We start from the raw sequence: 18978 nt of genomic DNA, 5'->3' as shown, positions 1-18978 counted from the left end.
TTTCACTGCCCCTGGTTCGATGACGCCCGCTCGAGGGCGGCCACGACGTCGTCGACGCTCTCCTTCACGCCAAGAAGGAAATCCTTCCGGAACGCGATGATCGTGTCCGGTGGTTCGCCCTTGAACTGATAGACCACCGCCACCTGGTCGGGGTTCACATAGAGGGGCTTCCCGTCGCTGGGCGACGTGAACTTGCAAAGCTTCGGCATGGGCGGCTTCGGTCTCGTGATTGCGAAGCCCCTCCGATACCATAATTTTCCGAAGACGAGGGCTTCCATTCCCTCGAAACAGCGGCCGCTACCGCCTCATTCGTGCGGCTTCTGGACAAGATCGAGCGCATGCGGGCGGCCGTCTCAGCGTCGTCAGGCCCAGCTCACGCCCAACCGGGCCGGCGCCTCGCATCCGCCGGCCTTTGCACCTCATGATTCGATCCCGGATTGCCCGTTCGCAGCTTGTCCGACGAGCAGGGCCAGTTGCTCAAGCAGCCTGGCGAGTTGGCCTCTGTCGTTATCGGACAGGCCGGAGATCAGCCTCCGCTCGACCAGCATGTCCTCTCGAAAGGCAGCCTCGACCAACGCTCGACCTTGGGCGGTCAGCTCTACCGGCAAGCTGCGCTTGTCGCTGCTCGCTTCGGCGCGTGTGATCAAGCCGCGATTGGTGAGGCGATCCAGTCTGGCCGTCAATCCGCCGGAGGTGATCATCAGCGAGCGAAAGAGCTCGGTCGGTCGCAGCCGGTAGGGCGGCCCCGCTCTCAGCAGCGTCGAGAGAACATCGAACTCGCCGGTGTCGAGACCGTGCCGGGCAAACACGGCTTCGATGTCCGGCCTGGCTTGCAGGGTGATCCAACGCATGCGCCCGAGGATCGCCATTCCAGCGGTATCCACGTCGGGCAATTCCCGGCGCCATTGTTCCATACGCGATGACACGTGATCCATGAAACTCTCTTGACGGAAAGATAAATCCGGATATTGTCTTTCCATCAAGATAAATCGCCTCATTGAGAAAAGCTAGCGAAAGAGATGGTTTTGCAGATGACCATGTCGCGGGAACACGCAATGCCCGGACCACAAGGGGTCGGGAAATCGGGCATGAGCCCCAAACTCGTCATGACGGGGCGGGCGATGTCGGCGCTCGTCATCCTGTTTCTCCTGACGGCCTCCGTGGCCCCAAAGCTCGCCGGTGCTGCGGTGGCGACGGAATCGCTCCGCTCGCTCGGGTGGGATCCGCGACAGACGCTGCTGATCGGCCTGATCGAACTCGCCTGCGTCATCCTGTACGCGATCCCTCGGACCAGCGTGCTTGGCGCGATCGTCACAACCGGGCTTCTGGGCGGCGCGATCGCGACGCAGGTCAGGGTGGACAGCCCGCTCTTCAGCCACACCTTGTTCGGGCTCTATCTGGGCTTGCTCCTATGGGGCGGTCTCTGGCTCCGAAATCCCAATCTCAGGGCAATAGTCCCTGTTGGCGGCCGGGCGCGCCCATCGATGGATGCTCCCGGATACAACGAAAGCGGCACTCATGGCTGATGACATAGTCAAGGGCCCGGCCTCCTACTTCCCCTCGATCGAGAAGAAGTACGGACGCCCCGTCGGGGAATGGCAGGAACTGGTCCGCCAGCGGCTTCCGGCAAAGCATATGGAATTGGTCGCGATGCTGAAGATCGACCACGGGATGGGCCACGGCCACGCCAACGCCATTGTGGCCTACACGCTGGCGAAAGAGGCTAAGTAGAGCGAGAAAACCCGGCGAGCAGCAGAGTTCGACAAAGCGCTTCGATCAGGTGATGCGCCCGACATCGGCGCGCGGCTAGGCAAATGACCGAGAGGCGCTGACGATCGCCCCTCGGGGGCCCAAAACCGATGCCGCTGCCAGGGGCTTCTGAAGCCGCCTCATGAAAACTGGCGGAAGGGGTGGGATTCGAACCCACGGTGGGCTTGCACCCACGGCGGTTTTCAAGACCGCTGCCTTAAACCACTCGGCCACCCTTCCGTGCGGCCGTTCAATGCCGGTCGGGGAGCGGATTTGCAAGTGGAAGATGGCACCAATGCGCAGCCGATCGACAGGGTCGCCGCGATGCGCAAACCGCGGTGACGCCTCGCGATCGAGCCGGTTCTGAGCCCGCTCCAACTCCTATCCAGACCGTGTCCTGATGGCCACGCTGCACAGAAAAATGGCTGCCGCGAATGCCCCGGCGTTGACATGCGCCCCATTTCGAACACTCCTGTGGCCGCCCAACGGCGCAGGGATGGCCTGTTCAGTGGTCCGCTTTCCAGCGGATTTTAGCGGCTTAACGATCCCTTAATGGAATTGGCCGAAAACTCGGCTCAATCGCCTATGGCGATGAGCCGACGGAATGTTTTTGGCGCAGAAAGCGGAATTGGCGGAATGACTCAAGACGCTCGCTTCTCGGCCAAGGGGACCAACTCCACGATGTCCGGGTCGCTGCCAGCGTCTTCTTCCATGCCAACCGTCGCCCGCATGGGCTGCGTGATTCTCGTCGGTTTGTTCGCGGCCAACTGCGCCGGCAACCAGACCGCCGGCCGCCGCTCCAAGGAAATCGGGGCCTTCCCGCAATCGAAATATGGCCCCGCCAGCCAGCGTGTGGTGGCGGAGGGCGAAGAAGTGCCGAAGGGCGGCGGACGCCAGCTCGTAGGCAAGGCCTATTCCGTCGCCGGCAAGCGCTACACCCCGTTCGAGAAGCCTGTCGGCTATTCGCAGGTCGGCCTGGCATCCTGGTATGGCGAGGCCTTCCACGGCCGCCGCACCGCCAATGGCGAGGTCTATGACCGCTACAGCGTCTCGGCCGCGCACCCGACCATGCCTCTGCCGGCCTATGCCCGCGTCACCAATCTCCTGAACAGCCGCTCGATCATCGTGCGCGTCAACGACCGCGGCCCCTTCCATGGCGGCCGTATGATGGACCTGTCGCAGACGACGGCCGATGCGCTCGCCTTCCGCCATCTCGGCACGGCGCGGATCAAGATGGAGTATCTCGGCCAGGCCTCGCTTGCCGGCTCCGACGACAAGCTGCTGCTCGCCACGCTGCGCACGGACGGTTCGGCCGCGCCGATCCCGGGCACCAGCGCCCGGACGATGGTTGCCAGCGCCGAGCCTGTCGCCACCACGCGCACCCGCAGCGTCGATGTCGATGCGCAGCCGGCCGTCGAGCCCGAGCCGACCCCGGTCGTGCAGGCCTACGCTCCCCAGCAGCCGCGGACGATCACGCCCTCGACCCCGGTCGTAGCCACTCTCGCATCGACCGTCTCAACGCCGGTCGAAGCGCCGTCCATGCGCGCCGCTCCGCTGCCGCCGAACCGGCCGTTCGACCTCGACACCATCGCCAACGCAGCCAAGCCCGTTGCGGTTCCCGCAACGCTGCGCACCACCCTGCCGCCGACGCGTGCCAGCGTCGCGAGCCTGTTCGCCGCTCCGGAGAAGGGCGCGGGCGAGCGCCTCGCCAAGACCCATCCGCTCAACAAGCTCGCGCCGCACTCCCTGCAGCCGCTCGCGCGGAACTGATCTCCAGCTTGACCTGATGGCGGGCGCTCTGCTTCACATCGAGGCATGAGCGCCTTTTGCCGTCAGCCAGGACTTCGTGAGAAAGGACTTGCCGCGCCGCGCCGGGCTGCCCGCCGGCTGATGGCTGGGCTCGTTCTGGCGTTCGGGCTCCTGTCCGCAGGTCCTGCTGCTCTCGCTCAAGGTTTCCAGTCGCAGGCGCCCTATGCCGTGCTGCTCGATTCGGACACCGGGGCGGTGCTCTACGAGAAGGCGGCCGACGAATTGATGGTGCCGGCGAGCATGGCGAAGCTCGCGACCGTGCTCGTCGCCTTCCAGGACCTCAACTCCGGGCGCCTGACGCTCGACAGCGAGATCGGCATTTCCGAGAACGCCTGGCGCAAGGGCGGCGGGCCCTCGGGCGGCTCGGCGATGTTCGCCATCCTCAACAGCCGGATCAAGCTCTCCGACATCCTGCAGGGCATCATCGTCCAGTCCGGCAACGACGCTTCGATCGCACTGGCCGAGGCCATCGCCGGTGACGAGCCGACCTTCGGACGGATCATGACCGAGCGGGTGAGGGGGCTCGGCCTGACGAAATCCGTCTTCCGCAATGCGACCGGCATGCCTGATCCGCAGCAGCGGGTGACGGCGCGCGAGCTAGCGCTCCTCGCCGACCACATCATCAAGACCTATCCCGAGCTCTACAAGATCTTCGGCCAGCGCGAGTTCACCTGGAACAAGATCCGCCAGCAGAACCGCAACCCGCTATTGACGATGGATATCGGCGCGGACGGGCTCAAGACCGGCAATATCGAGGAATCGGGCTTCGGCCTCGTCGGCTCCGCCGTGCAGAACGGCCAGCGGCTCGTGCTGGTCGTCAACGGCCTCAAGACGGCGCGCGACCGGGCGACGGAAGCCCGCAAGCTGCTCGAATGGGGTTTCCGCGCCTTCGAGCGCCGCCAGCTCTTCGCTGCCGGCGAGACGGTGGGCGAAGCCAGCGTCTTTGGCGGCGAGAAGGGCCGTGTCGCGCTCCGGAGCAAGAACGCGGTGAGCCTGCTGCTGCCGCGCGGCAGCACGGAGCGTCTCGCGGCCCGGATCGTCTATCGCGGCCCGCTGACCGTGCCCGTCCAGGAGGGTGCGGAGGTGGCGCGGCTCGTGGTGACACGCGGTGACATCAGGACGCTGGACATTCCGCTCTACGCGGCCGAGAGCGTGCAGGCCGGCACCTTGCAGTCTCGCGCGCTCGACGCGCTGCTGGAGGCGACGACCGGCTGGGTCCGCAAGGCCCTGAGCCGGAGCTGAGCAGGTCGGGTGAGCAAGGGACGTTTCATCACGCTTGAAGGCGGGGAGGGCGCCGGCAAGTCGACGCTGGCGCGCGCGCTCAGCGAACGGCTCATTGCGGCCGGCCTCACGGCGCGGACGACCCGTGAGCCCGGTGGCTCGCCCAAGGCCGAGGCGATCCGCGAGATGATCCTGGCCGGGCAGGCGCGCGATTACGGCCCCTTCGCCGAGGCACTGATGTTCTACGCCGCGCGGATCGACCATATCGACAGCCTGATCCGCCCGGCGCTCATGCGCGGCGAATGGGTGATCTGCGACCGCTTCATCGATTCGACGCGGGTCTATCAGGGCGTGCTCGGCAAGCTCGACAAGGCCGTGCTGGCCGAGCTTGAGGCCGTAACGATCTCGGGCCTGATGCCTGAATTGACGCTGATCCTCGATCTCGATCCCGAGATCGGTCTCGCCCGCGCCGCCAAGCGCCGCCGTCCGGGCGAGGCGATAGACCGCTTCGAAGGCGAGACGCTGGCCTTCCATCGCAATCTGCGCCAAGCCTACCAGGATATCGCGAGCGCCGAACCGCAGCGCTGCGCCGTGCTCGATGCGACGCTGCCTCCCGAGGCGCTCGCCGAGGCGGCGTGGCGTATCCTGCGCGAGCGCCTGCCCATCGATTCGGACACCTGATGCTAGCGACCAGCGACGAACCCGACCGGCTGCCGAGCGCGCCACATCCGCGCGAGACGCTCGCCATGGTCGGCCATGCCGTGCGCGAACGGACCTTCATCGACGCGCTGGCATCGGGCCGCATGCACCATGCCTGGCTGCTCGGCGGGCCCGAGGGCATCGGCAAGGCGAGCTTCGCCTATCGCGCCGCGCGCTTCCTGCTGGCGGCTGGCGATCCGCAGGAGCGGGCGGCCCGCAGCGCCGATCTCGCCATGCCCGAGAACGATCCGGCGACGCGGCGCGTGATGGCGCAGTCCCATCCCGACCTGCATGTGCTGCGCCGGATTCCGAAGCCGGACGGCAAGAGCTACACGAGCAACATTCCGGTCGATTCGATCCGGCGCGTGATCGATCGCTTCGGGTCGAGCGCGACCGAGGGCGGCTGGCGCGTCTGCATCGTCGATTCCGCCGAGGACATGGAGCGCTCGGCCGCCAACGCCCTGCTGAAGCTGCTGGAGGAGCCGCCGCCGCGCGCGCTGTTCCTGATCGTCGCCCATGCGCCCGGCCGAATGCTGCCGACGATCCGCTCGCGCTGCCGGCTCCTGACCTTCGACCCGCTGGCCGAGGCCGATGTCGCGGAAGCCGGCCGGCTCGCGCTGGAGCGCATGGAGATGCCCTTCGACGGTTCGGCCCTGCGCCGGGCCGCGAGCCTGTCCGAGGGCTCGGTACGCCGCGCGCTGACCTATGTCGATCCCGAGACGCTGGCGCTGGTCGAGGCGGTGAGGGCGCGGCTCGACGCCCTCCCGCAGATCGACCTCACCGCCCTGATGGCGCTGGCCGAGGATGTCGCCGGCAAGGCGGGCGAGCGCGACTTCGCGGTGATGATCGAGACCATCCAGGGTTGGATCTCCGACCATCTTCACGCGCATGCTGCGGCGCAACCGGCGCGCCTTGCACCGCTGGCGGAGGTATGGGAAAAGCTTGGACAGCAGGCGCGCGAGGTCGAGACCTATAATCTCGACCGCCGCCCGCTTGTGATGACCCTGTTTCATGATCTGTCGTCTGCGGTGTCCCGCTCGCGCGCAGCGTGAAGCGAAGCTTTCGGACAGACGATGGCCACGGCCCCGAAATTCTATCTGACGACCGCGATCCACTACACCAACGGGCCGCCGCATATCGGCCACGCCTATGAGATGGTGGCGTCGGACGCGATCGCGCGCTTCAAGCGGCTCGACGGCTATGACGTCTTCGCCATGACCGGCACCGACGAGCACGGCCAGAAGGTGCAGCGCACGGCGGCCCAGAACGGCCTTTCGCCGAAGGATTTCGTCGACAAGATCGCGGCGCGCTTCGAGGAGATGGAGCAGCGTCTCGGCTGTTCCTTCGATCGCTTCATCCGCACCACCGATGCCGACCATCTGCCCTCGACCCAGGAGCTCTGGCGGCGGATGGAAGCCAATGGCGACATCTATCTCGCCAAATATGCCGGCTGGTATTCGGTGCGCGACGAGGCCTTCTACGGCGAGGAGGAGACCACCCTCCAGCCCGACGGCACGCGCCTGGGCGGGCAGGGCACTCCGGTCGAATGGGTCGAGGAGGAGAGCTATTTCTTCCGCCTCAAATCCTATCAGGACCGGCTCCTGAAGCTCTACGAGGATGTGCCGGACTTCATCTCGCCGGAGACCCGCAAGAACGAGGTCGTCTCCTTCGTGAAGGGCGGGCTCGAGGATCTCTCGATCAGCCGCACGACCTTCGACTGGGGCCTGCCCGTGCCGGGCGATCCGAAGCACGTCATGTATGTCTGGGTCGACGCGCTCAACAACTATGTCACCGGGACGGGCTTCCCCGATCCGGCGAGCCCGCGCGCGCATTATTGGCCGGCCGATGTCCATATTATCGGCAAGGACATCGTGCGCTTCCACGCGGTCTACTGGCCGGCCTTCCTGATGTCGGCGGGGCTGCCGCTGCCGAAGCGCGTCTTCGGCCACGGCTTCCTGCTGAACAAGGGCACGAAGATGTCGAAGTCGCTCGGCAACGTGGTCGACCCTTTCGGCCTCGCCGAGGCCTACGGCGTTGATCAGCTCCGCTATTTCTTCCTGCGCGAGGTCTCCTTCGGCCAGGACGGCAATTACAGCCACGACGCCATCGTCGGGCGCATCAATGCCGACCTCGCCAATGATCTCGGCAATCTCGCGCAGCGCTCGCTGTCGATGATCGCCAAGAACTGCGAGGGCAGGGTGCCGCCGCGCGGCACGCTGAACGAGGCCGACGAAACCATGCTCGCCATGGCCGATGCGGCGCTCGCGAAGGCGCGCGAGGCGATGAAGGATTTCGCCCTTCACACCGTGCTGGCCGATCTCTGGGCTCTCATTGCCGAGGCGAACCGCTATTTCGCCAATAACGAGCCCTGGCGCCTGACCAAGACCGACCCGGCCCGCCGTGACACCATCCTGTATGTCACGATCGAGGTGCTGCGCGAGGTCGCGATCCTGGTGCAGCCGGTGATGCCGGTCGCCGCAGGCAAGCTGCTCGACCTGCTCGGCGTCGCACCCGAGGCCCGCAGCTTCGCGGCGCTCGGCGCGGATCATCGGCTCGTCAGCGGCGCGGCCTTGCCGGCGCCGAGCGCGATCTTCCCGCGCTATGTCGAGCCCGAGGACGGCCAGGCGGCGTGATGGTCATCGATACGCATTGCCATCTCGACTTCCCGGATTTCGCCGAGGAGTTGCCGGCCTATGTCGCGCGGGCCGAGGAAGCCGGGGTTAGCCGGATGGTGACGATCTCGACGCGGGTCGCGCGCTACGCCGACTATGCCGCGTTGGCGGAGCGCTTTCCGTCCGTCTGGTTCTCGGTCGGCACGCATCCGCACAACGCCCATGAGGAGCTCGACGTCACGGCCGAGCGCCTTGTGGAGTTGTCGCGCCATCCACGCTGCGTCGCCATCGGCGAGGCCGGGCTCGACTATCACTACGATTCGAGCCCGCGCGCCGCGCAGGCCCAGGGCTTGCGCACGCATATCGCCGCGGCGCGGATCACGCAGCTGCCGCTCGTCATCCATTCGCGCGAGGCCGATGACGACATGATCGCGATCCTGCGCGAGGAGATGGGGAAGGGCGCCTTCCCTGCCATCCTGCACTGCTTCACCGCCGGCGAAGCGCTGGCCATGGCCGGTGTCGAGCTCGGGCTCTACGTCTCGTTCTCGGGTATCCTGACCTTCAAGACCTCCGAGAACCTGCGCCGCATCGCCCGGATGGTCCCGCGCGAACGCCTGCTGGTCGAGACGGATGCGCCCTATCTGGCGCCCGTGCCGTTCCGAGGCAAGCGCAACCAGCCTGCCTATGTGGTTGAAACCGCGAAGGTTCTCGGCGAAACGATCGGCGTTTCCTTCGACGAAATCGCCCGGATCACCACGGAAAATGCGCAGCGCTGCTACTGGAAGATGGACCACGCCGCGCCGGTCGCGCAGGTGGCCTGATCCGGCGCCATGACGCTCACCGTCACCATCCTCGGCTGCGGATCATCAGGGGGCGTGCCGCGGCCGGGTTCCGGCTGGGGTGCCTGCGATCCTGCCGAGCCGAAGAACCGCCGCCGCCGCTGCTCGATCCTGGTCGAGCGCATCGGCCCCGACGGCATGACGCGGGTGCTGGTCGATACCTCGCCGGATCTGCGCGAGCAGGTTTTGTCCGCCGAGGTGCCGGCGCTCGACGGCGTCCTGCTGACGCATGACCATGCCGACCATACCCACGGTATCGACGACCTGCGTGCGCTCGTCCTGCACATGCAGCGACGCATCCGCATCTACGCCGATAGCACCACCGAAGCGTCATTGCGCTCGCGCTTCAGCTATCTCTTCGAGACGCCGCAAGGCAGCTACTATCCGCCGATCCTCGATCTCGACCAGATCTCGGCCGGCCGGCCGCACACGATCGACGGCGCCGGCGGGCCGATCACGACGCTCCCGTTCCGGGTCGAGCACGGGCCGAACTACGAGGCGCTGGGCTTCCGCTTCGGCGATCTCGGCTATCTGCCGGATGTCAGCCTGATCCCGCCGGCCGCGATGGAGGCCATGGCCGATCTCGACGTGCTGATCCTCGACTGCCTGCGCGAGACGCCGCATGTGAGCCATTTCCATCTGGCGCAATCGCTGGAGGCGATCGAACGCCTGAAGCCACGCCGCGCGATCATGACCAATCTCCATGTCGATCTGGATTATGCCAGTCTGAGCAAGCGCTTGGATGGCATTGCAGAGGTGGCGTTCGACGGGATGACGATCTCGGTTCCGGCCTGAACACCCAGCATTTCAGGTGGCGTCAGCATCAGAATAAGTTCCATAATATACCTTATGCGAATGAAGACTGGGCGGATTTCAACCCTCTTGCCGTTCAAACAGCGGCGCCTGAAACTTGGCCGGGTTCTCTCAAAACTGCGACGTCATCCCGGCCTTGAGCCGGGATCCATCGTAGAGCGCAGAGTTCTATGATGGATCCCGGATCGGCACTGCTTGCGCAGCTTGTCCGGGATGACACCCTGTTTCCTGCCCGGCTACCTATCAGCGCCTGTTCGGATCGAAATGCTTGGTCAGCTTGTGGCCGTAGCCGCCATAGTCGCGCTGGAGCGAATCCGAGCCGGCGGCGAAGGCCGTCACCTGCTGCGGGAACCGCGTCTCGAACATGAAGGCCAGCGTGCCCTCGAGCTTGTGCGGCTTCAGTTCGACATTGCTCGCCTTCTCGAAGGCATCCATGTCCGGCCCGTGCGGCAGCATGCTGTTATGCAGCGAGATGCCGCCCGGCACGAAGCCGCCGCCGGTCTTGGCGTCGTAGACGCCGTAGACCAGCCCCATGAACTCGCTCATCACGTTCATATGGTACCAGGGCGGCCGGAAGGTGTTCTCGGCCACCAGCCAGCGATCCGAGAAGATGACGAAATCGATATTGGCGGTGCCGGGCGTCTCCGAGGGCGAGGTCAGCACCGTGAAGATCGACGGATCGGCATGGTCGTAGAGGATCGGCCCGACCGGTGAAAAGCGCCTGAGATCATACTTGTACGGGGCGTAGTTGCCATGCCAGGCGACGACGTCGAGCGGCGAATGCTCGATATCGGCGGCCCAGAGATTGCCGCCCCATTTCACATACATCTTCGAGGGCGCGTCGCGGTCCTCATAGGCCGCGACCGGCGTCAGGAAATCACGCGGATTGGCCAGGCAGTTGGCGCCGATCGGCCCGCGCTCCGGCAAGGTGAAGGCGCCGCCATAGTTCTCGCAGATATAGCCGCGAGCCGGCCCGTCCCTCAGCTCGACGCGGATCTTCACGCCGCGCGGGATCACGGCGATCTCGCCGGGCTCGATGTCGATGATGCCGAACTCGGTCCAGAGTCGCAGGGTGCCCTGCTGCGGCACGAACAGCATCTCGCCATCGGCATTGTAGAAATACTCGTCCACCATCGAGCGCGTGATCAGGTAGACATGCGCGCCCATGCCGCCCTGGCTGCCGGCATCGCCGGCGGTCGTCATGCTGCGGATGCCCTCGACGAAGGAGATCGGCTCCGACGGGATCGGGATCGGGCTCCAGCGCAGCGGCGCGATCGGCATGTCGACCTCGCGGGCCGGCGCGGTACGCCAGAACCCGGCATCGACCTTCCGGAATTCGTTCCAATGCGCCACCGTCGGCCGGATGCGATAGAGCCAGGAGCGCTCGTTGGTTGTCCGGGGCGCCGTGAAGGGCGAGCCGGAAAGCTGCTCGGCATAAAGCCCATAGGCGCATTTCTGCGGCGAGTTGCGCCCGAGCGGCAGGGCGCCCGGCAGCGCCTCGGTCTCGAAGCCGTTGCCGAAGCCGGACATGTAGCCGGTCGCGATGGCGCTCTCAGTCTTGGCGGCGCCGGCATGGGCGGGGTTCTGAACGTTCATGGTGGCGCCCTCTCCTCACGACGGCCTTAAGCCGGCGGCATGCCCTGTCCGGGCTTCGTTCGAGATGGTTGCTTTGGTAACTGTCGATTTTGTAACTAACAAGGCATGTCGAAACTCGCGCTCGAGCATTTCCTGCCCTATCGCCTGAACCGCCTGAGTTCGGCGGTCTCGCAGCAGTTCCGGGCGGTCTATGGGCCGCATCACAACCTCACCGTGCCGGAATGGCGGGTGCTGGCCACCCTCGCCCAGTTCGGAACGATGACGGCCAAGGCCATCGGCAAGCATTCCTCGATGCACAAGACCAAGGTCAGCCGGGCCGTGCGGGCGCTGGAGGAGCGGCGCTGGCTGACCCGCCGCGAGAGCGAGCAGGACCGGCGCGAGGAAAGCCTGTCGCTGACGGCACCCGGCCTGCAGGCCTATGGCGAGATCGTGCCGCGGGCGCTGGCCTTCGAAGCCAGCATCCTCGCCGCGCTCGGCCCCCATGCCGAGCCCCTGCTCGAAGCGCTGGCTCTGATGGAAGAGCGCTTCCCCGTCGACTAGCGCCTACGTCCCACGCGCTGGGGACAGAGACCGGGGCCCGCTTCCGCTTAGGCTCGCCGCCGAACTGGCCAAGTCAGAACGGAACGGATGAGCCTATGCAGGGCAGCACTCTCGAAGCGCGGACAGAAAACCCGCCTCGCCCCACATCCTCCGCTACTGCTCTCGACGCCAGCCATGATCCGGCACTGCGCAGCTGGGTCGCGTCGGCGCGGGATCATGCGGAATTTCCGATCCAGAACCTGCCCTTCGGCGTGTTCTCGCCCGATGGAGGGCCAGCGCGCGGGGGCGTCGCGATTGGCGATGAAATTCTCGATCTGGCAGCGCTTGCGGCGTCCGGCCTTGGCGCCGACACCGAGGAGATCGTCGCAGCGGCAGCCGCGCCGAGCTTGAACGGCTTTCTCGGGCTGGGAACGGGTGCGCGGAAGCATCTGAGAGCGCGGCTTTCGGCCTTGCTGGCGGAAGGCTCTTCCGCGCAGACTGCGCTCAAGCCGATGCTGCATCCGGCACGCAATTGCACGCTCGGCCTGCCCGCCCGGATCGGCGACTACACGGATTTCTATGCCGGCATCCAGCACGCCCTGAATATCGGTTCGCTCTTGCGGCCGGACAATCCGCTGCTGCCGAACTACAAGCACATCCCGATCGGCTATAACGGCCGCGCCTCGTCGGTCCGGCCGTCGGGCAAGCCCTTCCTGCGCCCCAACGGCCAGCGCAAGCGCCCTGACGAGGTTGAACCCAGCTTCGGCCCCTGCCGCAATCTCGATTACGAGCTGGAGCTGGGCATCTGGATCGGCCCCGGCAATGCGCAGGGTTCGCCCGTGCCGATCAACGAGGCCGATGATCGGATCGCCGGCTTCTGCCTGCTCAACGACTGGTCGGCGCGCGATATCCAGGCCTGGGAATACCAGCCGCTCGGCCCCTTCCTGTCCAAGGGTTTTGCCACGACGATCTCGCCCTGGATCGTCACGCCGGAGGCGCTCGCGCCCTTCCGAAAGGCGCAGGCGCCGCGTCCGGACGGCGATCCGGCGGCCCTGCCCTATCTCAGCCCGGCCGACGCCACGGTGCCGCATGCGCTCGACGTCACATTGGAGGTCTTCATCGAGACCGCTTCCATGCGTGCGACCGGCCTGGCGCCGCATCGGCTCTCGCTCGGCAGCACGCGCGACCTCTACTGGACGCCGGCGCAGTTCGTCGCGCATCACAGCTCGAACGGCTGCAATCTCGAACCGGGCGACCTCTTCGGCTCCGGCACGATCTCGGGGCGCGATCCCGGCTCCTTCGGCAGCCTGATGGAGATCACACGCGGTGGCCGCGAGCCGATCACGCTGCCCAATGGCGAAAGCCGGACCTATCTCGCCGATGGCGACGCAATCCTGATGCGTGCCAGCGCCCGGCGTGAGGGTTTCGCCTCGATCGGCTTCGGCGCATGCCGGGCCGAGGTGCTGCCGACGCGCGGGTGAAACGGGTGCCGCTGTCCCCTGCTCTGGTGACAGCGGACGCGTTATGGCTTCGGCATCATCCGGTTGACGCTGCTTTCGGGGATCGCATGCAGAAGCGCTTCACACTCGCCGCTTCGGACCAGCCGCCGGGAGACGCCGAGAAGGGCGCGCTCGGCCGGCGCCGCTCCGGCGATGTCTATGAAACCCTGCGCAACGCCATCCTCTCCGGCGAGATGCGCCCGAACGAGCCCTTGATCGAGGCCGATATCGCGGCGGCACTTGCGGTCAGCCGCACGCCGGTGCGCGAGGCCTTGCAGCGATTGGCGGTCGAGCAGCTGATCGTGCCGCGCCGCCGCGGCTGGGCCGTGCGCGAGATCACCGCCGTCGAGGCCAGCGAGAATTCGGAAGTCCGCGCCGCGCTGGAGGGCTATGCCGCCCGCCTCGCCGCCGAGCGGGCGACCGATGACGAGATCGCGGCGGTCGCGGCCGTCCATGCCCGCCGCGTCGCCAGCGACCCCGCCGACGACAGGACCCGCGTCGAGACCAATCGCGAATTCCACGGCATCATCGTCAGCGCAGCCCGCAACGAGAAGCTGCGCGACGCGATCCTGCGTTCGGGCCGGTTCTACTTCAACGGATCGGTGGCGCGGATGACCTCGCCGGCCGAGTTCCGACTCAGCAACGAGGACCACGAGATCATCCTGCAGGCCTTGCGGGCGCGCGACGGCGACCGGGCCGAGCAGGCAATGCGCAAGCACATCATGCGCACCTTCCATATCTTCCGCGAGCTCTCCTACCCCGCCCATGGCGCGCCCTCGCTGGCGCCGCTGCACGGCTCGGAAGGATAGCCGCCAAGATGTCCCACGCCGCTGTGACAGATGTCCACCGCCGGCCGGCTATGATCCCCACAGGATCGGGCCGCCATGAGCTGACGACCTCAACGACAAGATAAACCGACGACCAGGGAGAGAGACGATGAGCGTGAACAAGACCGCAGCCGGCCTGACGCTGGCCGCCAGCCTGCTGATCGGGGCCGCTGCCGGCGCCCAGGAGCCGGGCATCACCGACAAGGCGATCAAGATCGGCATCTTCGGGCCGCTATCCGGCCCGAACATGGCCTATGGCTTCGACGTCGTGAACGCGGCCAAGATGTACTACGACAAGATCAACAAGGAAGGCGGCATCCACGGCCGCAAGATCGAATATGTCGTCGAGGACGACCGCTGCAACGCCAATGACTTGGTCGCTGCGGTGAAGAAGCTGGTCGAGCAGGAAAACGTGTTCATGCTCAACGGCGGCTCGTGCTCAGCCGCCGTCGTCGCCGCCAAGGACTATGTCGTCCGCAACAAGGTGCCCTACCTGATGCTGAACGCGTCGGGCGACGGCGCGCTGTTCCCGCCGACCGATTACATCTTCGGCGCCTATTCGATCTCGCAATATGCCGTCGGTGGCGCGATGGTCGAGTTCGCCGCCAAGCAGTTCGGCGCCAAGAACGTCGCCTATATCAATCATGACGACGCCTATGGCGCCTGGAACCTCGAAGGCTCGAAGAAGGATGCCGAGGTCAACGGGGTGAAGCTCTCGGTCGAGTCGATCAATCCCGGCATCAACGACGTCACCGCGCCCTTCCTGAAGGTGCGCGCCGCCAATCCGGATGCGATCCTGCTGGTCACCTATGCCCGCCCGGCGGCGCTCTTGATCAAGAAGGCGGCCGAGATGGGCTTCAACAAGCCGATCATCCTGTCGGTCACCGGCACGGCCAGCCTCAACCAGCTCGCCGAGAATGTCGGCAAGGACGCGCTCAAGAACTTCTATACGCAGGAAGTGATGATCGACTCCCCCGGCGGCGCCAAGCTGAAGCCGATCTACGACATGTACAAGGCGGCCTATCCGGAGCTCGCGGCCAAGCCCGACCATCCGCAGACCTACATGCCCTATGGCATCCCCCCGGCGATGTCGCTGGTCAAGGCGCTGCAGGATGCCGGCCCGAACCCGACCCGCGAGAAGGTGCTCGCCGCGTTGAAGACGCAGGATTTCGACTCGGGCGTCATGGCCGGCCGCATGCAGTTCGGCCCGGAGCAGCGCGCCGCCAACCGCTCGACGATCTTCATCAAATATGACGGCACGACCATGGCCCCGCTGCCGGGCGTCTTCACCAGCCGCTGGACCTACCAGGCGAAGTGATCGCCACGGGCGGGCCGCTCGGCCCTCCCTCATGAGACCGGGCGGCGGCACCTGCGCCGCCGCCCTTCCCTGACCTGAGCATCGGGCCGGATATGGACCTGCAACTCGCGCTGATCTTCCTGCAGCAAGGCATCGCCTCGGGCCTCGTCTCAGGCAGTGTCTACGCCCTGCTGGCGCTCGCCATCGTGGTGATCTTCAAGACCTCGGACGTGCCGAACTTCGCCCAGGGCGAGGTCTTCATGGCGGCGGGCTATGTCGCGCTTTATCTCTTCGTCTTCCAGAAGATGCCGATCTGGGTCGTGCTGCCGGCGACGCTGGTCGTTGCCTTCCTCGCCATGGCGCTGTTCCGCCGCTTCGTGCTCGATCAGGTCGCTAAGTCCGCGAAGGATCTCGTCTATCTGGTCATCGCGACGCTCGGCCTGTCCTATGTGCTGAAGGGCCTCGTGCGCCGCACCGGCTTCGGCGACACGCCGCGCTCCTTCCCGGCGCTGGTGCCGACCGATTCCATCATGATCGGGCAGGCCTCGGTGACGATGCTCGACCTCGCGATCTTCGGCACAGCCGTCACGGTGATGGCCGCCTTTTTCTGGATGTTCAACTACACCAAGACCGGCCGGGCCATGCGCGCCGTCGGCATGAACCCGAAGGCCGCCCAGCTCGTCGGCGTCGACTTGCGCCGCTGCCATATGCTGATCTGGGGGCTGTCGGGCGTGATCTCCGCCATCGCGGCACTGCTGATCTCGCCGAAGATCCTGATGACGGCGGATATGGGCTCGATTGTCATGCTCGCCTTCGCCGCGGCGATCGTCGGCGGCTTCTCCAGCCTGCCCGGCGCCGTGGTCGGCGGCTTCGTCATCGGCATCGTCGAGAACATGGTCGGGCTGTTCATCTCGTCGCGCGCCATCGTGCTCGCCCCCTTCCTCGCCATCCTGATCGTGCTCGTCTTGCGTCCGCAGGGCCTGTTCGGCGGGAAGCTGACGATCAAGAAGGTCTAAAGCCCGATGTCGTCACCTCCTCTCGCATCTCCGGCGCCAACAAGGCGCGCGCTCTCCGGCCCCGCCCTGATCGGGCTCGTTGTGGCCGTGATCGTCGCCATCGCCCTGCCCGTCTTCACCTCGGGCTATGTCGTCTACATCGCCAATCTGCTGCTGGTCTTCGTGGTGCTCTGCCTCGGCCTGCACATCGTCATCGGCGAAACCGGCCAGTTCTCGATGGCCCATGCCGCCTTCTACGGCATCGGCATCTATGCGAGCGCGCTCGCCAATCGCGCGGTCGACCTGCCCTACCCCTTCGCCATGCTGTTCGGCGCGCTGGTCGCCGGCGCGGTCGGCCTGTTCATCGGCGCGCTCGCACTGCGAATGCGCGACATCTATCTCGCACTCGCGACCTTCGCCTTCGGCGAGGCGATGCAATGGGTCTTCGCCAACTGGGACAGCGTGACCAACGGCCCCAACGGCCTGCGCATCAGCCCGGCCCGCTTCGGCCCGATCGAGATCCTCAGCGACAAGCAGGCCTATCCCTTCGTGCTGTTCTTCTGCCTCGTGATGATCGGGCTCACAGTCGCGATCTCGCGCTCGCGGCTCGGCCGCTCCTTCCGGGCGGTGCGGGAATCGGAGGTCGCGGCGATGGCGATGGGCATCGATGTCCGCCGCGCCCGCATCGTCTCCTTCGGGCTCTCGGCCGCCATCGCAGGCTTTGCCGGCGGCATGTTCGGCCTGTTCCAGACCTTCATCCACCCGGACAGCCTCGGCTTCCAGACCACGATCCTCGTGCTCACCATGGTCGTCGTCGGCGGGCTCGGCTCGATCGCGGGCGCGATCGGCGGGGCGATCGTGTTCGGGCTGATCTCGGAGGTGCTGCGCCAGGCGCCGCAGTACCAGGAGATCATCTACGGCGCGATCCTGATCCTGTTCATGATGTATGCGCCGCGCGGTCTCTTCGCCTTCATCGGCGATCGCATCCGGGAGGCGCGCCATGGCCGTTGAGAGCGCCGCCCCCTTCCTGAATGTCGAGGGGCTGACCATTCGCTTCGGCGGGCTCACCGCGGTCGGCGGGCTCGACATGGCTGTGGCCAAGGGCTCGATCCATGCGCTGATCGGCCCGAACGGTGCCGGCAAGTCGACGACCTTCAACTGCATCTCGCGCTTCTATACGCCGAGCGCCGGGCGCATCACCTATGACGGGCGCGACATCACCCGCATGCCGGCGCGCGAGATGGCGGGCCTCGGCATCGCCCGCAGCTTCCAGAACCTCGAACTCTTCGGCGAGCTCACCGTCTTCGAGAACGTGCTGATCGGCGCCCATGTCCATGCCGGCCGCTCCTGGCGCGACGCGATCAGCGCCCGCCCGCGCGGCATCGTCGAGCATGTCGAGCACTTGCTGGAGCGCACCGGCCTGACCTCCTACGCCCAGACCAAGGCGCGCAATCTCGATTTCGGCCATCAGAAGATGGTCGAGATCGCCCGCGCGCTCGCCATCCGCCCCAAGCTCCTGCTGCTCGACGAGCCGGCTGCCGGCCTGCGCAACCGTGAGATCGCGGCGCTCGACCGCCTGCTCTGCGAATTGCGCGAGCGCGACGGCATCACGATCCTGCTGGTCGAGCATGTCATGCAGCTGGTCATGTCGATCTCGGACAAGATCACGGTGCTGAGCTTCGGCACCAAGATCGCCGAGGGCACCGCCGCCGAGGTACGCGCCAACCCGGCCGTGATCGAAGCCTATCTCGGCCGTGAGGCAGCTCAGGAGGCCGCCCATGGCTGATCTGCTCGAAATCGACGGCATCTCCGCCGCCTATGGCCGCATCCAGGCGTTGTCCGAGGTCTCGCTGAAGGTCCCGGAAGGGGCGATCGTCGCCCTGCTCGGCTCGAACGGCGCCGGCAAGAGCACGACGCTGAACACCGTCTCGCGGCTCGTGCCGGTGACGAAGGGGCGCATCCGCTTCGCCGGCGAGGAGATCCAGTCCTGGCCCTCGCACAAGGTCGTCTCGGCCGGTGTGCTGCAAGTGCCGGAGGGCCGCGAAGTCTTCCGCGACATGAGCGTGCGCGAGAACCTCGACATGGGCGCCTATCGCCGCAGCGATGCCGCCGGGATCAAGCGCGATCTCGACCGCGTGTTCGAATACTTCCCGAAGTTGCAGGAGCGGCTTCAGCAGAAGGCGGGCACGCTCTCAGGCGGCGAGCAGCAGATGCTGCTGATCGGCCGGGCCTTGATGGCGGGCCCGCGCCTGCTCCTGCTCGACGAGCCCTCGCTCGGCCTCTCGCCGGTTCTGGTGCAGCAGATCTTCGCGATCATCGAGCGGCTGAACAAGGACGGGCTCACCATCCTGTTGGTCGAGCAGAACGCGGCGATCGCGCTGGGCTGCTCGACCTATGCCTACATCATCGAAAACGGCGAGATGGCCCTCGAAGGTGCATCCGCAAAACTGCGGCAGGACGACAGCGTCCGCCGCACCTATCTCGGCGGCTGAGCCGGGACGCA

At 66.3% G+C, this 18978-nt stretch carries 20 protein-coding genes and 1 tRNA gene; 17 read left to right on the top strand and 4 right to left on the bottom strand.

The window, feature by feature from the left end:
* Positions 1–2: 2 nt before the first annotated feature.
* Both AC07NY_RS20780 and AC07NY_RS20775 read right to left on the bottom strand, forming a co-directional pair.
* The gene (locus tag AC07NY_RS20780; protein ID WP_492286255.1) at positions 3–209 is read right to left on the bottom strand and encodes a hypothetical protein; all 207 of its coding nucleotides are present in this window, start codon (positions 207–209) and stop codon (positions 3–5) included.
* A 210-nt stretch (positions 210–419) separates the two neighbouring features.
* A complete protein-coding gene (locus tag AC07NY_RS20775; protein WP_494585378.1) occupies positions 420–935 on the bottom strand; it encodes a MarR family winged helix-turn-helix transcriptional regulator in 516 nt (171 codons plus the stop codon).
* A gap of 153 nt (positions 936–1088) precedes the next feature.
* On the opposite strand from AC07NY_RS20775, the gene AC07NY_RS20770 reads away from it, so the two are divergent.
* Both AC07NY_RS20770 and AC07NY_RS20765 read left to right on the top strand, forming a co-directional pair.
* The gene (locus tag AC07NY_RS20770) at positions 1089–1526 is read left to right on the top strand and encodes a DoxX family protein (RefSeq protein ID WP_494585377.1); all 438 of its coding nucleotides are present in this window, start codon (positions 1089–1091) and stop codon (positions 1524–1526) included.
* Positions 1519–1731 (top strand): DUF4287 domain-containing protein, encoded by a 213-nt coding sequence (locus AC07NY_RS20765; protein ID WP_494585376.1) that lies wholly within the window; start codon positions 1519–1521, stop codon positions 1729–1731. The genes AC07NY_RS20770 and AC07NY_RS20765 overlap by 8 nt, the downstream gene beginning before the upstream one ends.
* Before the next feature lie 168 nt (positions 1732–1899).
* Here the strand turns inward: AC07NY_RS20765 and AC07NY_RS20760 are convergent.
* A tRNA-Ser gene (locus AC07NY_RS20760) sits at positions 1900–1989 on the bottom strand.
* A gap of 471 nt (positions 1990–2460) precedes the next feature.
* Between AC07NY_RS20760 and AC07NY_RS20755 the strand changes: the two genes are divergently transcribed.
* The 7 genes from AC07NY_RS20755 (at position 2461) to AC07NY_RS20725 (ending at position 9724) form a co-directional block, all read left to right on the top strand.
* On the top strand, positions 2461–3519 hold the full coding sequence (locus tag AC07NY_RS20755; protein WP_494585375.1) for a septal ring lytic transglycosylase RlpA family protein: 1059 nt from the start codon (positions 2461–2463) through the stop codon (positions 3517–3519).
* 120 nt (positions 3520–3639) lie between these two features.
* Positions 3640–4800 (top strand): D-alanyl-D-alanine carboxypeptidase family protein, encoded by a 1161-nt coding sequence (locus AC07NY_RS20750; protein WP_494585374.1) that lies wholly within the window; start codon positions 3640–3642, stop codon positions 4798–4800.
* A gap of 9 nt (positions 4801–4809) precedes the next feature.
* Positions 4810–5460 carry a dTMP kinase gene (tmk, locus tag AC07NY_RS20745; RefSeq protein WP_494585373.1) on the top strand — a complete coding sequence of 217 codons (651 nt, stop codon included), beginning with the start codon at positions 4810–4812 and terminating at the stop codon, positions 5458–5460.
* Entirely contained in the window at positions 5460–6530 is a 1071-nt protein-coding gene (locus AC07NY_RS20740) for a DNA polymerase III subunit delta' (RefSeq protein ID WP_494585372.1), read from the top strand. The genes tmk and AC07NY_RS20740 overlap by 1 nt, the downstream gene beginning before the upstream one ends.
* 21 nt (positions 6531–6551) lie before the next feature.
* Positions 6552–8111: a methionine--tRNA ligase gene (gene metG / locus AC07NY_RS20735; protein WP_494585371.1), complete on the top strand. Its 1560-nt coding sequence runs from the start codon at positions 6552–6554 to the stop codon at positions 8109–8111.
* Complete coding sequence (locus AC07NY_RS20730) at positions 8111–8911, top strand: TatD family hydrolase (protein WP_494585370.1); 801 nt, start codon at positions 8111–8113, stop codon at positions 8909–8911. Before metG ends, AC07NY_RS20730 begins: the two co-directional genes overlap by 1 nt.
* A gap of 9 nt (positions 8912–8920) precedes the next feature.
* Positions 8921–9724 (top strand): MBL fold metallo-hydrolase, encoded by an 804-nt coding sequence (locus AC07NY_RS20725; RefSeq protein ID WP_494585369.1) that lies wholly within the window; start codon positions 8921–8923, stop codon positions 9722–9724.
* A 261-nt stretch (positions 9725–9985) separates the two neighbouring features.
* On the opposite strand, the gene hmgA is transcribed toward AC07NY_RS20725, so the two are convergent.
* The gene (gene hmgA, locus AC07NY_RS20720; RefSeq protein WP_494585368.1) at positions 9986–11338 is read right to left on the bottom strand and encodes a homogentisate 1,2-dioxygenase; all 1353 of its coding nucleotides are present in this window, start codon (positions 11336–11338) and stop codon (positions 9986–9988) included.
* Between the two features lie 105 nt (positions 11339–11443).
* On the opposite strand from hmgA, the gene AC07NY_RS20715 reads away from it, so the two are divergent.
* The 8 genes from AC07NY_RS20715 to AC07NY_RS20680 all read left to right on the top strand — a co-directional run bounded on the left by AC07NY_RS20715 (position 11444) and on the right by AC07NY_RS20680 (position 18967).
* Positions 11444–11878, top strand: coding sequence for a MarR family winged helix-turn-helix transcriptional regulator (locus AC07NY_RS20715; RefSeq protein ID WP_494585367.1), 435 nt, complete (start codon positions 11444–11446; stop codon positions 11876–11878).
* Between the two features lie 95 nt (positions 11879–11973).
* Positions 11974–13338, top strand: coding sequence for a fumarylacetoacetase (fahA, locus tag AC07NY_RS20710; protein WP_494585366.1), 1365 nt, complete (start codon positions 11974–11976; stop codon positions 13336–13338).
* An 86-nt stretch (positions 13339–13424) separates the two neighbouring features.
* Positions 13425–14165 (top strand): GntR family transcriptional regulator, encoded by a 741-nt coding sequence (locus AC07NY_RS20705; protein ID WP_494585365.1) that lies wholly within the window; start codon positions 13425–13427, stop codon positions 14163–14165.
* 127 nt (positions 14166–14292) lie between these two features.
* Positions 14293–15501 (top strand): ABC transporter substrate-binding protein, encoded by a 1209-nt coding sequence (locus tag AC07NY_RS20700; protein WP_310089868.1) that lies wholly within the window; start codon positions 14293–14295, stop codon positions 15499–15501.
* Between the two features lie 92 nt (positions 15502–15593).
* A complete protein-coding gene (locus tag AC07NY_RS20695; protein ID WP_257732842.1) occupies positions 15594–16496 on the top strand; it encodes a branched-chain amino acid ABC transporter permease in 903 nt (300 codons plus the stop codon).
* A gap of 6 nt (positions 16497–16502) precedes the next feature.
* Positions 16503–17486 (top strand): branched-chain amino acid ABC transporter permease, encoded by a 984-nt coding sequence (locus tag AC07NY_RS20690; protein ID WP_494585364.1) that lies wholly within the window; start codon positions 16503–16505, stop codon positions 17484–17486.
* A complete protein-coding gene (locus AC07NY_RS20685; RefSeq protein ID WP_494585363.1) occupies positions 17476–18261 on the top strand; it encodes an ABC transporter ATP-binding protein in 786 nt (261 codons plus the stop codon). The genes AC07NY_RS20690 and AC07NY_RS20685 overlap by 11 nt, the downstream gene beginning before the upstream one ends.
* Positions 18254–18967: an ABC transporter ATP-binding protein gene (locus AC07NY_RS20680; RefSeq protein ID WP_494585362.1), complete on the top strand. Its 714-nt coding sequence runs from the start codon at positions 18254–18256 to the stop codon at positions 18965–18967. The genes AC07NY_RS20685 and AC07NY_RS20680 overlap by 8 nt, the downstream gene beginning before the upstream one ends.
* Positions 18968–18978: the final 11 nt, after the last annotated feature.

Source organism: Allobosea sp. GW821-FHT09G06, assembly GCF_059416005.1.
The sequence above is the reverse complement of the archived record's forward strand: the minus strand, read 5'-3'. Positions and strand labels throughout refer to the sequence as shown.

Coding starts and splice junctions, on each gene's coding strand:
- AC07NY_RS20755 (WP_494585375.1), top strand. CDS start 2,461: ATGCCAACCGTCGCCCGCATGGGCTGCGTGATTCTCGTCGGTTTGTTC.
- AC07NY_RS20695 (WP_257732842.1), top strand. CDS start 15,594: ATGGACCTGCAACTCGCGCTGATCTTCCTGCAGCAAGGCATCGCCTCG.
- AC07NY_RS20775 (WP_494585378.1), bottom strand. CDS start 935: ATGGATCACGTGTCATCGCGTATGGAACAATGGCGCCGGGAATTGCCC.
- AC07NY_RS20685 (WP_494585363.1), top strand. CDS start 17,476: ATGGCCGTTGAGAGCGCCGCCCCCTTCCTGAATGTCGAGGGGCTGACC.
- AC07NY_RS20690 (WP_494585364.1), top strand. CDS start 16,503: ATGTCGTCACCTCCTCTCGCATCTCCGGCGCCAACAAGGCGCGCGCTC.
- hmgA (WP_494585368.1), bottom strand. CDS start 11,338: ATGAACGTTCAGAACCCCGCCCATGCCGGCGCCGCCAAGACTGAGAGC.
- AC07NY_RS20730 (WP_494585370.1), top strand. CDS start 8,111: ATGGTCATCGATACGCATTGCCATCTCGACTTCCCGGATTTCGCCGAG.
- fahA (WP_494585366.1), top strand. CDS start 11,974: ATGCAGGGCAGCACTCTCGAAGCGCGGACAGAAAACCCGCCTCGCCCC.
- metG (WP_494585371.1), top strand. CDS start 6,552: ATGGCCACGGCCCCGAAATTCTATCTGACGACCGCGATCCACTACACC.
- AC07NY_RS20740 (WP_494585372.1), top strand. CDS start 5,460: ATGCTAGCGACCAGCGACGAACCCGACCGGCTGCCGAGCGCGCCACAT.
- AC07NY_RS20750 (WP_494585374.1), top strand. CDS start 3,640: ATGGCTGGGCTCGTTCTGGCGTTCGGGCTCCTGTCCGCAGGTCCTGCT.
- AC07NY_RS20700 (WP_310089868.1), top strand. CDS start 14,293: ATGAGCGTGAACAAGACCGCAGCCGGCCTGACGCTGGCCGCCAGCCTG.
- AC07NY_RS20705 (WP_494585365.1), top strand. CDS start 13,425: ATGCAGAAGCGCTTCACACTCGCCGCTTCGGACCAGCCGCCGGGAGAC.
- AC07NY_RS20725 (WP_494585369.1), top strand. CDS start 8,921: ATGACGCTCACCGTCACCATCCTCGGCTGCGGATCATCAGGGGGCGTG.
- AC07NY_RS20770 (WP_494585377.1), top strand. CDS start 1,089: ATGAGCCCCAAACTCGTCATGACGGGGCGGGCGATGTCGGCGCTCGTC.
- AC07NY_RS20765 (WP_494585376.1), top strand. CDS start 1,519: ATGGCTGATGACATAGTCAAGGGCCCGGCCTCCTACTTCCCCTCGATC.
- AC07NY_RS20680 (WP_494585362.1), top strand. CDS start 18,254: ATGGCTGATCTGCTCGAAATCGACGGCATCTCCGCCGCCTATGGCCGC.
- AC07NY_RS20780 (WP_492286255.1), bottom strand. CDS start 209: ATGCCGAAGCTTTGCAAGTTCACGTCGCCCAGCGACGGGAAGCCCCTC.
- AC07NY_RS20715 (WP_494585367.1), top strand. CDS start 11,444: ATGTCGAAACTCGCGCTCGAGCATTTCCTGCCCTATCGCCTGAACCGC.